The following is a 15327-nucleotide window of genomic DNA, read 5'->3' on the forward strand; positions in this document are numbered from 1 at the left end:
GATTAGCCTTCACGAGTCTTGCGAGGTGGAGGAAGCCACGGCTGTTCTTTTCGATGTTTTGCGCGAGGCGCAGCAGCAAAAACGATAGGGGATCGGGCTCGAGCCGCGCACATAGTTCGTCAGGCGGTCGTTGCGGTCATAGGAGAAGGATTTGACCGCGAGATTGCTCTCCGAGATCGATTTGATCCGCCCGCCGTTGTCATAGGCGTAGTTCAGATTATTGTTGGTCGAGGAACTGATTTTCGTGATGCGGCCGTCGGCATTGAAGCTGAGGACATAGGAGCCGCCGCCGGAGACATTCGGGCTCCAGGACTTGACCGGCCCGAAGGGCGCGTAGGAGATCGCGCCGATCAGCGTCGACTGCGCCCCGTCCGGCCGCTGGAGGGTGATCGCGCTGACGCGCCCGGCGCCGTCGTAGGAATAGAGGAGCTTGAAACCGGACGGATAGGTGTGGCCGGTGAGACGCCCGTTCGTCGCGTGATAGAACCATTTCGTCGTGAGCGTGACGGCGCCGGCGGTCTGCGTCTTCTGCACCACATGGCCGAAACCGTCATAGGCGAAGCTGGTCACGCCGGTCGAATCGGTCACCGAAGTGAGACGGCCGATTCCGTAAGCTCCCTGGTCATAGACATAGGTCGCTTTGGAGCCGTCGGCATAGGTCGCCTTCGCGAGCCTGTTCAGATTGTCATAGTCGTAGGTCGTCGTCTGGCCGAGCGCGTCGGTCGAGGTCTTCACATTGCCGGCGGCGTCATAGGTCTTGGCGGTGACGCGCGTGTCCGGGCTCGCAATCTGCTCCGGCAGGTCGAGCAGATTGTTCGTGTAGCGCGTCACCAGCCCGCGCGGGTCGGTGACGCTGGCGAGGCGGCCGTTGGCGTCATAGGCATTGCGGGTGAGGGCGGCGCCCTACGACTCCGTCTTCTGCTTCAGGCGATCCAGCGCGTCATAGGCGAAAGTGGTCGTATTATTGTTCGGGTCCTTGGCGCTGACGACATTGCCCGTCAGCCACTCCGCCACCCTCGCAGCGGGACGCCGTGTGACGCCTCGACATTCCCCAAAAAGCCCTCGTAAAAGCTACGTGTGGAGTCCGATTTAAATAACTGAATCGTCTTTCGCGCGAAGTTTGCGGCGGTATCCGACCGTCCCAATTTCAGATAACCTAGAACTAGTAGAAATGCCTTTGCACCACCGGTTTCGAGTGTATCCTCGACTTCGTTTACCGCCCGTTCGAGATTGTGAAAGGGACGCAGCACCTGCGGCAGTAACGTGCATAAGCGCTGTATTAGCTCCTGCGCGTCCAAAGGTGTGAGTGCAGACGTAGCTGAAGGATTTCGCCCCCTCGATGGCAACTCGATATATCGGCTTACCGGAGAAAAAACGAACGGTATTAAGGAAGGAGGAATCCCGTCCAAAGGTGCTATGCCGGGCTGAGCCGGAAGAGCATCTCTCATTTCTGAGCTGAGGCCTGGAAAGACTACTCCAGCGTTTACTATGTAGAAGTAGGAATTTCCGGCAACAGACAACCAATCTGCAGGCTCTCCTTCGCCACCCTTCGTGAATATACCTTCCTTGTGCGGCTTATACCCACACGATGTTAGGCCCTGACGAACCTCTCTGTAAAAATCGAACTTCTGGTTACTTACTGACATCCATCTGCACCGGGTTCGCGCCTCAAGGAAAAATTCAACGGGCCTGCATCAACACCTACACCGGGAATAAAACCAGCCCTCAGAGCATTAAAACCCCGAGGGACAATGGTGCCTCCACTTCCTGCTATAACGCCATAAACGTCCGGCTGACCGCGCTCCAATTGACCACCTCCTGTCTTTACTTCAATGATCAGAAAAGGATCGGGAACTGGGAACGCCGGGTTGCTGATCACCAAATCGGCGACCGCAGATGCCCCTGTTTGCGGATTCGTGAAAGTGACATTGGGTGTAACGACCTTGCCAGCAGCTAGGTATTCAAGCCCTATCTTTGCGACCGCCTGTTCGTGCCGCGCTCGGTTAGCAGTGCAGGTTACTTTGCTCTTCGGGTCGAGCCCGAACGGATCGATCAGGCTGAGCGGATTGTTCCCGGCATAGGCGTAAGTGTTGATCCCGCCCGCGAGCCCGATGGGGTCGCTCTGGATATAGCGGCCGAGGGTGGGAGAATAGTCGCGAAAGCCGTTGTTGTGAAGCCGCGTCTCGGAATCGTAGATCTGCCCCGGGAAGCGCAGGTCGTGCGAAAAACCCGCCGCCGCCGTCGGCGTTCCATTGCCGAACGGGTCGTGGTCCCAGAACCACACACGCTGGTTCGCGGAATTCACGATCTCATGCGGCGCGCCGAGATGATCCGGCATGATGTAATAGGCCACGCCGCCCTGCAGCGTCGTCACCGGCAGGTCGCCGAACCAGACGATCTCCTCCACCGCCGCGCCGCTCGCGCCATAGGTCCCGATGATATGGCCGGAGAGGTCGTAGAGATATGCGACCTGTCCGCTCGCCCCGTTCTTCGTCACGCGCTGGCCGAGATCGTTGACGCCGTAGCTCGTCGTCAGCGCCCCGACCTTCGCCTGCACGAGGCGATTGCGCTTGTCATAGGTCAAGGAGAAGTCGCCGGCCTGATTCTTCAGCCCGCCGACCTGATCCCAGACGAAGGATTGGGTCGAGCCCGAGCTGTAAGTCACCTCGCTCATACGATTGCTGCTCGGCACGATCGTATAGACGGCGCCGCCGATCGAGGTGCGATTGCCCGTCGCGTCATATCCGTAGGGGATCGAGGTCGAGCCGCGCACATAGTTCGTCAGGCGGTCGTCGACGTCATAGGAGAAGCTCTTGACCGCGAGATTGCTCTCCGCGATCGACTTGATCCGCCCGCCGTTGTCATAGGCGTAGTTCAGATTATTGTTGGTCGAGGAGCTGATTTTCGTGATGCGGCCGTCGGCATCGAAGCTGAGGACATAGGAGCCGCCGCCGGAGACATTCGGGCTCCAGGACTTGACCGGCCCGAAGGGAGCGTAGGAGATCGCGCCGATCAGCGCCGACTGTGCGCCGTCCGGCCGCTGGAGGGTGATCGCGCTGACGCGCCCGGCGCCGTCGTGGGAATAGAGGAGCTTGAAACCGGACGGATAGGTGTGGCCGGTGAGACGCCCGTTCGTGGCGTGATAGAACCATTTCGTCGTGAGCGTGACGGCGCCGGCGGTCTGCGTCTTCTGCACCACATGGCCGAAGGCGTCATAGACGAAGCTGGTCACGCCGGTCGAATCGATCACGGATGCCGAACCAGACGATCTCCTCCACCACGGCTCGCATTGTAGGTGCTGAGCACATGCAAACGAAGGAACCGCTACTCTCTAATATGTCGTTGCAGAAGCTCGACAACATCTCCAACAGTGACAACCGTCGCCCATTCCGCTCTCGGCACCCGGACCTTGAGCTTCCGTTCGAGGTCCAGCGCCATTGCCGTCGCATCGTCAGAGAGTAGCTTGAGATCATCAATGATCCGGTGTGATCGCTCGATGGTGGTACCGCGCGGTGTCAATGTTCTCAGGACGGCGAAAACTTCATTTTCAAGGTCTTGTTTCATCTTTACTTCCCTCGCCCGCAGAGCCGACGCACCCAGAGGTGCAAATGCCGATTGAGATAACGTCATAAGCGGCGAATCCTGTCCCGACAATCGGCACGGCTCGACCAATGATACCGAACACGCGGGTCGTGCCGAGGACTCGATAGGGAAGTCGAGGCTCGGAGGCGCCCAATAAGAATCCGAGATAGCTAATCGGGTTGGTATTGGGACTGGCTCTTCCGACAACGGGCAAACCGAGCATAGACTTCGGGATGGGCGCTGAGCCTGCGAGGAGGCCTGCGCGTGTGGCGATACCACCGAGACCATAGTGGTCGCTGACACAAGCAGCAAAGCACTGCAGCCATGGCGGTGAGGCCGTTTTGGAGACTTTGGGCTTCGGCTGCTGCGCGGCTATGTCGATCACCGGCAAAGCTTCCGGATTGTCTTCTTCTTTGCTCTCCGGGTCGAGCCCGAGCGGGTCGATCGCACTGACCGGATTGTTCCCGGCATAGGCATAGGTGTTGATCCCGCCCGCGAGCCCGATGGGGTCGCTCTGGACATAGCGGCCGAGGGTGGGAGAATAGTCGCGAAAGCCGTTGTTGTGCAGCCGCGTCTCGGCGTCGTAGACTTGGCCCGGGAAGCGCAGGTCGTGCGAAAAACCCGCCGCCGCCGTCGGCGTTCCATTGCCGAACGGGTCGTGGTCCCAGAACCACACACGCTGGTTCGCGGAATTCACGATCTCATGCGGCGCGCCGAGATGATCCGGCATGATGTAATAGGCCACGCCGCCCTGCAGCGTCGCCACAGGCAGGTCGCCGAACCAGACGATCTCCTCCACCGCCTCCCCGCTCGCGCCATAAGTCCCGAGCAAATGGCCGGAGAGGTCGTAGACATATGCGACCTGTCCGCTCGCCCCGTTCTTCGTCACGCGCTGGCCGAGATCGTTGACGCCATAGCTCGTCGTCAGCGCGCCGACCTTCGCCTGCACGAGGCGATTGCGCTTGTCATAGGTCAAGGAGAAGTCGCCGGCCTGATTCTTCAACCCGCCGACCTGATCCCACACGAAGGATTGGGTCGAGCCCGAGCTGTAAGTCACCTCGCTCATACGATTGCTGCTCGGCACGATCGTATAGACGGCGCCGCCGACCGAGGTGCGATTGCCCGTCGCGTCATAACCATAGGGAATGAAGGTCGAGCCGCGGACATAGTTCGTCAGGCGGTCGTTGCGGTCATAGGAGAAGCTCTTGAGCGCCAGATTGCTCTCCGCGATCGACTTGATCCGCCCGCCTAAGTCGAAGGCGTAAGTCAGCCTGTTGCCGGTCGAGGAGGTGATGTCGGCGATGCGGCCGTCGGCATTGAAGGTGAGGACATAGGAGCCGCCGCCGGAGACATTCGGGCTCCAGGACTTGACCGGCCCGAAGGGCGCGTAGGAGATCGCGCCGATCAGCGCCGACTGCGCCCCGTCCGGCCGCTGGAGGGTGATCGCGCTGACGCGCCCGGCGCCGTCGTGGGAATAGAGGAGCTTGAAACCGGACGGATAGGTGTGGCCGGTGAGGCGCCCGTTCGTCGCGTGATAGAACCATTTCGTCGTGAGCGTGGTGACGGCGCCGGTCGTCTGCGTCTTCTGCACCACATGACCGAAACCGTCATAGGCGAAGCTGGTCGTTCCGGTCGAATCGGTCACCGAGCCGAGACGACCGACGCCGTAAGCTCCCTGGTTATAGGCATAGGTCGCTATGGAGCCGTCGGCATAGGTCGCCTTCGTCAGACGGCCGAGCCAATGGCACGGCGAGTGGATTGGTGCCAAACGTCAGGAGCTTCCTCCGCCAGAGATTCTGGAACGCGCCATTTCGACGAGGTATCTGTAGTCTGGACGAAATGGCTCGGTCAAAGTCTTCTCCAGCTGTCCATGCAACTGCCAGAGAACCTGGCGTTCCGCTTCATGTTCGCACGGCGCGGTATCCGACTCGTCCAGACGAGACAGCCATTCAAAGAAGACCAGCGCCTGGTCGTGGGTCAATTCCAACTTCATAAGCGCCTCATTAGAACAAGCGCCCAGTGGACAGAACGCTTTCCAGTTGCTCAGCCCCCAGCCGCCATCCACTGATGAAGTCGCCCCCTGGGGTCGCGATAATGTTCAGTCCCGACGCTGGGTCAAGGTAGTGAATAACGGGATTGCCCCGGTAAGTGCCATCTATGGCGCGAGTCGCCGGGCTATTGATGTGCTGATGGATCGCTATACGGGCGTCCGCCGCTCGAGATGGTCTCCAATTACCCCCTAAGCCGAAATCATCGCCGTGCTTCGTGAAGAATTTTTGTAGATCCCGAGGGGTAACGCCAAGATTAGTGGTTTGCCCCCTGCCAATGGCCTTTGTTGCGGCATTGTACGTCCTCACGAAGAGTTCCCAAAGCGCAGAGCCACGCCCTCCTTTTCCCGCAATTTCATAGGGTGACGGCACCTTTCCGGAGGCAGCGACATCGATCTCCGGCGATGCTTCCGGTTCTTCCTTGCTCTCCGGATCGAGCCCGAGCGGATCGATCGCATTGACCGGATTGTTGCCGGCATAGGCGTAGGTGTTGATCCCGCCGGCCAGCCCGATGGGGTCGCTCTGGACATAGCGGCCGAGGGTCGGGGAATAGTCGCGGAAGCCGTTGTTGTGCAGCCGCGTCTCGGAATCGTAGATCTGGCCCGGAAAGCGCAGGTCGTGCGAAAAGCCTGCCGTCGCCGTCGGCGCGCCATTGCCGAACGGGTCGTGGTCCCAGAACCACACCCGCTGGTTCGCCGAATTCACGATCTCGTGCGGCGCGCCGAGATGGTCCGGCATGATGTAATAGGCCACGCCGCCCTGAAGCGTCGTCACCGGCAGGTCGCCGAACCAGACGATCTCCTCCACCGCCGCCCCGCTCGCGCCATAGGTCCCGATGAGATGGCCGGAGAGGTCGTAGAGATATGCGACCTGTCCGCTCGCCCCGCTCTTCGTCACGCGCTGGCCGAGATCGTTGACGCCATAGTTCGTCGTCAGCGCGCCGACCTTGGCCTGCACGAGGCGATTGCGCTTGTCATAGGTCAAGGAGAAGTCGCCGGCCTGATTCTTCAGCCCGCCGACCTGATCCCACACGAAGGATTGGGTCGAGCCCGAGCTGTAGGTCACCTCGCTCATACGATTGCTGCTCGGCACGATCGTATAGACGGCGCCGCCGACCGAGGTCCGATTGCCCGTCACGTCATATCCGTAGGGGATCGAGGTCGAGCCGCGCACATAGTTCGTCAGGCGGTCGTCGACGTCATAGGAGAAGGATTTGACCGCGAGATTGCTCTCCGAGATCGACTTGATCCGCCCGCCGTTGTCATAGGCGTAGTTCAGATTATTGTTGGTCGAGGAGCTGATTTTCGTGATGCGGCCGTCGGCATTGAAGCTGAGGACATAGGAGCCGCCGCCGGAGACATTCGGGCTCCAGGACTTGACCGGCCCGAAGGGAGCGTAGGAGATCGCGCCGATCAGCGCCGACTGTGCGCCGTCCGGCCGCTGGAGGGTGATCGCGCTGACGCGCCCGGCGCCGTCGTAGGAATAGAGGAGCTTGAATCCGGACGGATAGGTGTGGCCGGTGAGGCGCCCGTTCGTGGCGTGATAGAACCATTTCGTCGTGAGCGTGACGGCGCCGGCGGTCTGCGTCTTCTGCACCACATGGCCGAAACCGTCATAGGCGAAGCTGGTCACGCCGGTCGAATCGGTGACGGAGCCGAGACGGCCGATTCCGTAAGCTCCCTGATCATAGACATAGGTCGCTTTGGAGCCGTCGGCATAGGTCGCCTTCACCAGCCGGCCCAGCTGGTCATAGAGGTAGGTCGTCGTCTGGCCGAGCGCGTCGGTCGAGGTCAGCACATTGCCGGCGGCGTCATAGGTCTTGGCGGTGACGCGCGTGTCCGGGCTGGCGTGCGGGCGAGCGCGCCCGCCGAATCGTACGCCTCCTCCTTGATCCGGCCCCCGGCCGCGTCCAGCGTATAGACGATGCGATTGCCGAAGCGATCGCTGATGCCCAACCAGTGTATATCGTGAAATATATGCAATTCATATTATATTACCGTAATTTCTACGTTATAAAGCGCACTCCGTCGGCTTATGGCACTACAAATTTTGATCAACTTTCTCCACTGCAACAAGTATTACTTCGTCTTCAACTGTGCGCTCCTCACATCGCACGAGGCTACCTGGAACAAACTCCCAATACTCGAATTCAGGATCATAGTTGGCTGGCTTCATGAGCTGAAAAATGTTCTGAGACACTTCGGTGCCTTCGGTAGGCCGCATTACATCGGTCCCCTCCTCTAAGAGTCTTACATACACTGTCTTGCTTTCAGTACTTGAAGCCATCGCCGCCGACATGGATCACTTCTCCCGTAATGTTATCAATTACCACAGATCGGCCTGTTTCGGGATGAACGAATCGTGTTGCTCCGTTCGCCGGATTGAGATTGTTCGGAGCAGGGAATTGAATCCCGGATCCCAGCGCTTCATCAATCTGGGTCGGCGTCCATCCGCGTCGTTCCATTTGACCGGCCCATTTAGCGGCGGACTTGCCTTCGCCAAGGGTCCAAGAGCGTTGCTTCGTTGGACTCGGGGCCTGTAGCGCCGGGGATGGTGGCTCGCCTTCCCATAATCCTCGAAGCCACTTCCCGAAAGCTTTGAAACCTTCACCCCTATGCCTGCTCTTGCCCTTACTCTTATATGCGGCAACTTCGATCACCGGCAACTCATCGTCGTCGTCGCGCTCTTTGCTCTCCGGGTCGAGCCCGAGCGGATCGATCGCGCTGACCGGATTGTTGCCAGCATAGGCGTAGGTGTTGATCCCGCCGGCAAGCCCGATGGGGTCGCTCTGGACATAGCGGCCGAGGGTGGGAGAATAGTCGCGAAAGCCGTTGTTGTGAAGCCGCGTCTCGGAATCGTAGATCTGGCCCGGGAAGCGCAGGTCGTGCGAAAAACCCGCCGCCGCCGTCGGCGTTCCATTGCCGAACGGGTCGTGGTCCCAGAACCACACACGCTGGTTCGCCGAATTGACGATCTCATGCGGCGCGCCGAGATGATCCGGCATGATGTAATAGGCCACGCCGCCCTGCAGCGTCGTCACCGGCAGATCGCCGAACCAGACGATCTCCTCCACCGCCGCGCCGCTCGCGCCATAGGTCCCAAGCAGATGGCCGGAGAGGTCGTAGAGATATGCGACCTGTCCGCTCGCCCCGTTCTTCGTCACGCGCTGGCCGAGATCGTTGACGCCGTAGCTCGTCGTCAGCGCCCCGACCTTCGCCTGCACGAGGCGATTGCGCTTGTCATAGGTCAAGGAGAAATCGCCGGCCTGATTCTTCAGCCCGCCGACCTGATCCCACACGAAGGATTGGGTCGAGCCCGAGCTGTAAGTCACCTCGCTCATACGATTGCTGCTCGGCACGATCGTATAGACGGCGCCGCCGATCGAGGTGCGATTGCCCGTCGCGTCATAACGATAGGGGATCGGGCTCGAGCCGCCGACATAGTTCGTCAGGCGGTCGTCGACGTCATAGGAGAAGGATTTGACCGCGAGATTGCTCTCCGAGATCGATTTGATCCGCCCGCCGGGGTCATAGGCGTAGTTCAGATTATTGTTGGTCGAGGAGCTGATTTTCGTGATGCGGCCGTCGGCATTGAAGCTGAGGACATAGGAGCCGCCGCCGGAGACATTCGGGCTCCAGGACTTGACCGGCCCGAAGGGCGCGTAGGAGATCGCGCCGATCAGCGTCGACTGCGCCCCGTCCGGCCGCTGGAGGGTGATCGCGCCGACGCGCCCGGCGCCGTCGTAGGAATAGAGGAGCTTGAAACCGGACGGATAGGCGTGGCCGGTGAGGCGCCCGTTCGTGGCGTGATAGAACCATTTCGTCGTGAGCGTGACGGCGCCGGTGGTCTGCGTCTTCTGCACCACATGGCCGAAGGCGTCATAGGCGAAGCTGGTCACGCCGGTCGAATCGGTGACGGAGCCGAGACGGCCGATCCCGTAAGCCCCCTGGTCATAGGCATAGGTCGCTTTGGAGCCGTCGGCATAGGTCGCCTTCACCAGCCGGCCCAGCTGGTCATAGAGGTAGGTCGTCGTCTGGCCGAGCGCGTCGGTCGAGGTCAGCACATTGCCGGCGGCGTCATAGGTCTTGGCGGTGACGCGCGTGTCCGGGCTCGCAATCTGCTCCGGCAGGTCGAGCAGATTGTTCGTGTAGCGCGTCACCAGCCCGCGCGGGTCGGTGACGCTGGCGAGGCGGCCGTTGGCGTCATAGGCATTGCGGGTGAGGGCGGCGCCCTACGGCTCCGTCTTCTGCTTCAGGCGATTCAGCGCGTCATAGGCGAAAGTGGTCGTATTATTGTTCGGGTCCTTGGCGCTGACGACATTGCCCGTCAGCCACTCCGCCACCCTCGCAGCGGGACGCCGTGTGACGCCTCGACATTCCCCAAAAAGCCCTCGTAAAAGCTACGTGTGGAGTCCGATTTAAATAACTGAATCGTCTTTCGCGCGAAGTTTGCGGCGGTATCCGACCGTCCCAATTTCAGATAACCTAGAACTAGTAGAAATGCCTTTGCACCACCGGTTTCGAGTGTATCCTCGACTTCGTTTACCGCCCGTTCGAGATTGTGAAAGGGACGCAGCACCTGCGGCAGTAACGTGCATAAGCGCTGTATTAGCTCCTGCGCGTCCAAAGGTGTGAGTGCAGACGTAGCTGAAGGATTTCGCCCCCTCGATGGCAACTCGATATATCGGCTTACCGGAGAAAAAACGAACGGTATTAAGGAAGGAGGAATCCCGTCCAAAGGTGCTATGCCGGGCTGAGCCGGAAGAGCATCTCTCATTTCTGAGCTGAGGCCTGGAAAGACTACTCCAGCGTTTACTATGTAGAAGTAGGAATTTCCGGCAACAGACAACCAATCTGCAGGCTCTCCTTCGCCACCCTTCGTGAATATACCTTCCTTGTGTGGCTTATACCCACACGATGTCAGGCCCTGACGAACCTCTCTGTAAAAATCGAACTTCTGGTTACTTACTGACATCCATCTGCACCGGGTTCGCGCCTCAAGGAAAAATTCAATGGGCCTGCATCAAACGCCTACACCAGGAATAAAGCCAGCCTTCGGAAGCATATAAGACCCCGAGCACAATGGCGCATGTGTTCCACAGGCACCGCCAATAAATTCATTTATTTGTAAATAACATCACCAATTTCATAATTAATTTTGATACCATCAACCTCTTTAAGCTGCTTCTTAATATATAAAATCATATCGATGGAGATTCGAATGTCCTCATTATCCCATTTTATGGTAGGACTGACATCTTCTCGGCCAATAGCGGGGTCAGCGTTCTTTCTCCCATATTCAAATATAACTATTTCTTTTTTGTCTAATTTTGAAATAAGCATCACAGACATTGTGTCCGATCCGGCAATGCCGTCACACCCCGTCTCAACAACCTTTACATCGTAGTTGGATGGTCCGGCAACTATCTGATCGACGTGGCTTTCACAGTATACCATGGGACGAACGAGCGTGTAGTAAACGGAACCAACTCCTCCAACGACTAGCATCAAGGAAGCGATGGTAAGAACGATCCTGCTTTTCTTCATGATACACACCAAAGTTAGGTTATGGCTACCTACGGCAAGCGCCGCTAGCGGCAGCATCCCATCCGCGTCCCCACCACGCTGCCTGAGCTGGATTGCCAGCGTTGCGCGAAAATAAGGACGCGAATGAGTTGGCGTAATCTATGGCGCCTTGCCGGCTCAGGCCGTAGCCGTTCAGACCTATACCGACCGCATAGTTTGAAGCATTCGTGTATGCAGGGATAAACGTGTTGCCGTTCCTTTGAAAATCAAATGTTCCCCAGTGACCGAAGTCTGCGTTGAGCGTGAAAGGCCCCCAAGTGGCAGCCGCCCTTTGCCCTGCCGCGTAAGCGGCCTGAAAATCAGCCGCTTCAGGAGCATAAAACTTTGTTCCATCAGGGGCCTCAACAACTACAGAATCAGGGGGAGGGCTGCTACGGTCCCAGTTTGTTATCCCTCCTGATGCAGGAGAACGATTTGCTGGCGCTTTTGCGCTTCCAGATGCGCGGGGGCAAGGATCGTTTTGTTTCTTTTCCTTGTTCTCCGGATCGAGTCCGAACGGATCGATCGCGCTGAGGGGATTGTTCCCGGCATAGGCGTAGGTGTTGATCCCGCCCGCGAGCCCGATGGGGTCGCTCTGGACATAGCGGCCGAGCGTCGGGGAATAATCGCGGAAGCCGTTGTTGTGCAGCCGCGTCTCGGAATCGTAGATCTGCCCCGGGAAGCGCAGGTCGTGCGAAAAACCCGCCGCCGCCGTCGGCGTTCCATTGCCGAACGGGTCGTGGTCCCAGAACCACACCCGCTGGTTCGCCGAATTGACGATCTCATGCGGCGCGCCGAGATGATCCGGCATGATGTAATAGGCCACGCCGCCCTGAAGCGTCGTCACCGGCAGGTCGCCGAACCAGACGATCTCCTCCACCGCCGCCCCGCTCGCGCCATAGGTCCCAAGCAGATGGCCGGAGAGGTCGTAGAGATATGCGACCTGTCCGCTCGCCCCGCTCTTCGTCACGCGCTGGCCGAGATCGTTGACGCCGTAGCTCGTCGTCAGCGCGCCGACCTTCGCCTGCACGAGGCGATTGCGCTTGTCATAGGTCAAAGAGAAGTCGCCGGCCTGGTTCCGCAGCCCGCCGACCTGATCCCAGACGAAGGATTGGGTCGAGCCCGAGCTGTAAGTCACCTCGCTCATACGATTGCTGCTCGGCACGATCGTATAGACGGCGCCGCCGATCGAGGTGCGATTGCCCGTCGCGTCATATCCGTAGGGGATCGAGGTCGAGCCGCGCACATAGTTCGTCAGGCGGTCGTCGACGTCATAGGAGAAGCTCTTGACCGCGAGATTGCTCTCCGCGATCGACTTGATCCGCCCGCCGTTGTCATAGGCGTAGTTCAGATTATTGTTGGTCGAGGAGCTGATTTTCGTGATGCGGCCGTCGGCATTGAAGCTGAGGACATAGGAGCCGCCGCCGGAGACATTCGGGCTCCAGGACTTGACCGGCCCGAAGGGAGCGTAGGAGATCGCGCCGATCAGCGCCGACTGTGCGCCGTCCGGCCGCTGGAGGGTGATCGCGCTGACGCGCCCGGCGCTGTCGTGGGAATAGAGGAGCTTGAAACCGGACGGATAGGTGTGGCCGATGAGACGGCCGTTCGTCGCGTGATAGAACCATTTCGTCGTGAGCGTGACGGCGCCCGCGGTCTGCGTCTTCTGCACCACATGGCCGAAGCCGTCATAGACGAAGCTGGTCACGCCGGTCGAATCGGTCACCGAAGTGAGACGGCCGATTCCGTAAGCTCCCTGATCATAGGCATAGGTCGCTTTGGAGCCGTCGGCATAGGTCGCCTTCACCAGCCGGCCCAGCTGGTCATAGAGGTAGGTCGTCGTCTGGCCGAGCGCGTCGGTCGAGGTCAGCACATTGCCGGAGGCGTCATAGGTCTTGGCGGTGACGCGCGTGTCCGGGCTCGCGATCTGCTCCGGCAGGTCGAGCAGATTATTCGTATAGCGCGTCGGCAGCCCGCGCGGGTCGGTGACGCTGGCGAGGCGGCCGTTGCCAATTCCTGCCTCACGGCAGCTGCTGTGCTTCCGTTCCCAGCTTTTCCTGTAAATATTTACTTCTCTCGCCGACGAAAAACCACTCTTTCTGGAGGCGTTGGCCAAGCCAACACGCTAGAATTAAGCTCTACCTCGATGCTGCAGTTAATCATCCTGTCCTGCAATGCTTCAAATTCAACAAGTATATCGTCTATTTCTGCGCGGTCTTCATCATCATATTTGTCAAGAACGATTCTTATATTCCAACATTCTTTATTGTAACTTAATGATACCATTCGAAAATTCGGTGAAATCACTCCCGACAACGCCTGAACAAGCGCTACAGTTTGGCGATTCCATTCAACTAGATCAGGGGCATGACTCATCGTGGCCTCCAATTTGGGTTTGTAGGGACGATGCTCGGATTCTCGGTACCTTTGATAATAAAGACGTTCGTGGGTTGGTTGGCAAAGCCTGCCCCGATATTCACGTTAGTACCAGTGATTCCTTCCACGCGTACGACAGGAGAACCTGTCCGCAAGGTTTTTCCTAGAATCGCGGCCTTTCCTGAGTGATAGGCATCCAGCACTGCTTGCGCATCCTCAATGCTATTTAAAAATCCGCCCCCACGGTATTCATTACGTCCGGCTATATGTCGCATTTGTTTCTGACTAATTTGAGAAGAAATTCTAGGGAGATCTTTAATAACATCCTTTGCCTCGTGCTTGACGATATCCTTCGCCTCTCTGCTGAATAGCCTGCCGAGGAGCTTAACGAAAGAATCGGCCGCTCCTGCCTCGACTACTTCGGGCAACCCGTCTTCGAGACCGCTCTCCGGGTCGAGCCCGAGCGGATCGATCGCGCTGACGGGATTGTTTCCGGCATAGGCGTAGGTGTTGATCCCGCCCGCGAGCCCGATGGGGTCGCTCTGGACATAGCGGCCGAGCGTCGGGGAATAATCGCGGAAGCCGTTGTTGTGCAGCCGCGTCTCGGAATCGTAGATCTGCCCCGGGAAGCGCAGGTCGTGCGAAAAACCCGCCGCCGCCGTCGGCGTTCCATTGCCGAACGGGTCGTGGTCCCAGAACCACACCCGCTGGTTCGCCGAATTGACGATCTCATGCGGCGCGCCGAGATGATCCGGCATGATGTAATAGGCCACGCCGCCCTGAAGCGTCGTCACCGGCAGGTCGCCGAACCAGACGATCTCCTCCACCGCCGCCCCGCTCGCGCCATAGGTCCCAAGCAGATGGCCGGAGAGGTCGTAGAGATATGCGACCTGTCCGCTCGCCCCGCTCTTCGTCACGCGCTGGCCGAGATCGTTGACGCCGTAGCTCGTCGTCAGCGCGCCGACCTTCGCCTGCACGAGGCGATTGCGCTTGTCATAGGTCAAAGAGAAGTCGCCGGCCTGGTTCCGCAGCCCGCCGACCTGATCCCAGACGAAGGATTGGGTCGAGCCCGAGCTGTAAGTCACCTCGCTCATACGATTGCTGCTCGGCACGATCGTATAGACGGCGCCGCCGATCGAGGTGCGATTGCCCGTCGCGTCATATCCGTAGGGGATCGAGGTCGAGCCGCGCACATAGTTCGTCAGGCGGTCGTCGACGTCATAGGAGAAGGATTTGACCGCGAGATTGCTCTCCGCGATCGACTTGATCCGCCCGCCGTTGTCATAGGCGTAGTTCAGATTATTGTTGGTCGAGGAACTGATTTTCGTGATGCGGCCGTCGGCATCGAAGCTGAGGACATAGGAGCCGCCGCCGGAGACATTCGGGCTCCAGGACTTGACCGGCCCGAAGGGCGCGTAGGAGATCGCGCCGATCAGCGCCGACTGCGCCCCGTCCGGCCGCTGGAGGGTGATCGCGCCGACGCGCCCGGCGCCGTCGAGGGAATAGAGGAGCTTGAAACCGGACGGATAGGTGTGGCCGATGAGGCGCCCGTTCGTCGCGTGATAGAACCATTTCGTCGTGAGCGTGACGGCGCCTGCGGTCTGCGTCTTCTGCACCACATGACCGAAACCATCATAGGCGAAGCTGGTCGTTCCGGTCGAATCGATCACAGAGGCGAGACGACCGATTCCGTAAGCTCCCTGATCATAGGCATAGGTCGCTTTGGAGCCGTCGGCATAGGTCGCCTTCGTCAGTCGGTC

Annotated in this window: 14 protein-coding genes; all 14 read right to left on the minus strand. The window is 59.2% G+C overall.

Annotated elements, in window-relative coordinates; genetic code table 11:
• Positions 1-9: 9 nt before the first annotated feature.
• The gene (locus tag AC6IW9_RS19170) at positions 10-831 is read right to left on the minus strand and encodes a hypothetical protein (protein WP_497766237.1); all 822 of its coding nucleotides are present in this window, start codon (positions 829-831) and stop codon (positions 10-12) included.
• 72 nt (positions 832-903) lie between these two features.
• Entirely contained in the window at positions 904-1014 is a 111-nt protein-coding gene (locus AC6IW9_RS19175; protein WP_497766239.1) for an RHS repeat domain-containing protein, read from the minus strand.
• 622 nt (positions 1015-1636) lie between these two features.
• Positions 1637-3250, minus strand: a complete 1614-nt coding sequence (locus AC6IW9_RS19180) for an RHS repeat-associated core domain-containing protein (protein WP_497766242.1) — start codon at positions 3248-3250, stop codon at positions 1637-1639.
• A gap of 74 nt (positions 3251-3324) precedes the next feature.
• On the minus strand, positions 3325-3564 hold the full coding sequence (locus tag AC6IW9_RS19185) for a hypothetical protein (protein ID WP_497766245.1): 240 nt from the start codon (positions 3562-3564) through the stop codon (positions 3325-3327).
• Positions 3548-5350, minus strand: a complete 1803-nt coding sequence (locus AC6IW9_RS19190; RefSeq protein WP_497766248.1) for an RHS repeat domain-containing protein — start codon at positions 5348-5350, stop codon at positions 3548-3550. Before AC6IW9_RS19190 ends, AC6IW9_RS19185 begins: the two co-directional genes overlap by 17 nt.
• A 3-nt stretch (positions 5351-5353) precedes the next feature.
• Positions 5354-5575: a hypothetical protein gene (locus AC6IW9_RS19195; RefSeq protein ID WP_497766251.1), complete on the minus strand. Its 222-nt coding sequence runs from the start codon at positions 5573-5575 to the stop codon at positions 5354-5356.
• Positions 5576-5585: 10 nt separating this feature from the next.
• A complete protein-coding gene (locus AC6IW9_RS19200) occupies positions 5586-7427 on the minus strand; it encodes an RHS repeat-associated core domain-containing protein (protein WP_497766254.1) in 1842 nt (613 codons plus the stop codon).
• Complete coding sequence (locus AC6IW9_RS19205) at positions 7421-7585, minus strand: hypothetical protein (RefSeq protein ID WP_497766256.1); 165 nt, start codon at positions 7583-7585, stop codon at positions 7421-7423. The genes AC6IW9_RS19200 and AC6IW9_RS19205 overlap by 7 nt, the downstream gene beginning before the upstream one ends.
• 314 nt (positions 7586-7899) lie before the next feature.
• On the minus strand, positions 7900-9789 hold the full coding sequence (locus AC6IW9_RS19210) for an RHS repeat-associated core domain-containing protein (RefSeq protein WP_497766259.1): 1890 nt from the start codon (positions 9787-9789) through the stop codon (positions 7900-7902).
• A 72-nt stretch (positions 9790-9861) separates the two neighbouring features.
• The gene (locus AC6IW9_RS19215) at positions 9862-9972 is read right to left on the minus strand and encodes an RHS repeat domain-containing protein (RefSeq protein ID WP_497766261.1); all 111 of its coding nucleotides are present in this window, start codon (positions 9970-9972) and stop codon (positions 9862-9864) included.
• Positions 9973-10750: 778 nt separating this feature from the next.
• Positions 10751-11233, minus strand: coding sequence for a hypothetical protein (locus tag AC6IW9_RS19220; RefSeq protein WP_497766263.1), 483 nt, complete (start codon positions 11231-11233; stop codon positions 10751-10753).
• Positions 11202-13307 carry an RHS repeat-associated core domain-containing protein gene (locus AC6IW9_RS19225; RefSeq protein ID WP_497766265.1) on the minus strand — a complete coding sequence of 702 codons (2106 nt, stop codon included), beginning with the start codon at positions 13305-13307 and terminating at the stop codon, positions 11202-11204. The genes AC6IW9_RS19220 and AC6IW9_RS19225 overlap by 32 nt, the downstream gene beginning before the upstream one ends.
• The gene (locus AC6IW9_RS19230) at positions 13259-13567 is read right to left on the minus strand and encodes a MafI2 family immunity protein (RefSeq protein WP_497766267.1); all 309 of its coding nucleotides are present in this window, start codon (positions 13565-13567) and stop codon (positions 13259-13261) included. The genes AC6IW9_RS19225 and AC6IW9_RS19230 overlap by 49 nt, the downstream gene beginning before the upstream one ends.
• The gene (locus tag AC6IW9_RS19235; RefSeq protein ID WP_497766270.1) at positions 13564-15237 is read right to left on the minus strand and encodes an RHS repeat-associated core domain-containing protein; all 1674 of its coding nucleotides are present in this window, start codon (positions 15235-15237) and stop codon (positions 13564-13566) included. Before AC6IW9_RS19235 ends, AC6IW9_RS19230 begins: the two co-directional genes overlap by 4 nt.
• Between the last annotated feature and the right edge of the window lie 90 nt (positions 15238-15327).

The organism is Methylosinus sp. shoA, from assembly GCF_059718125.1.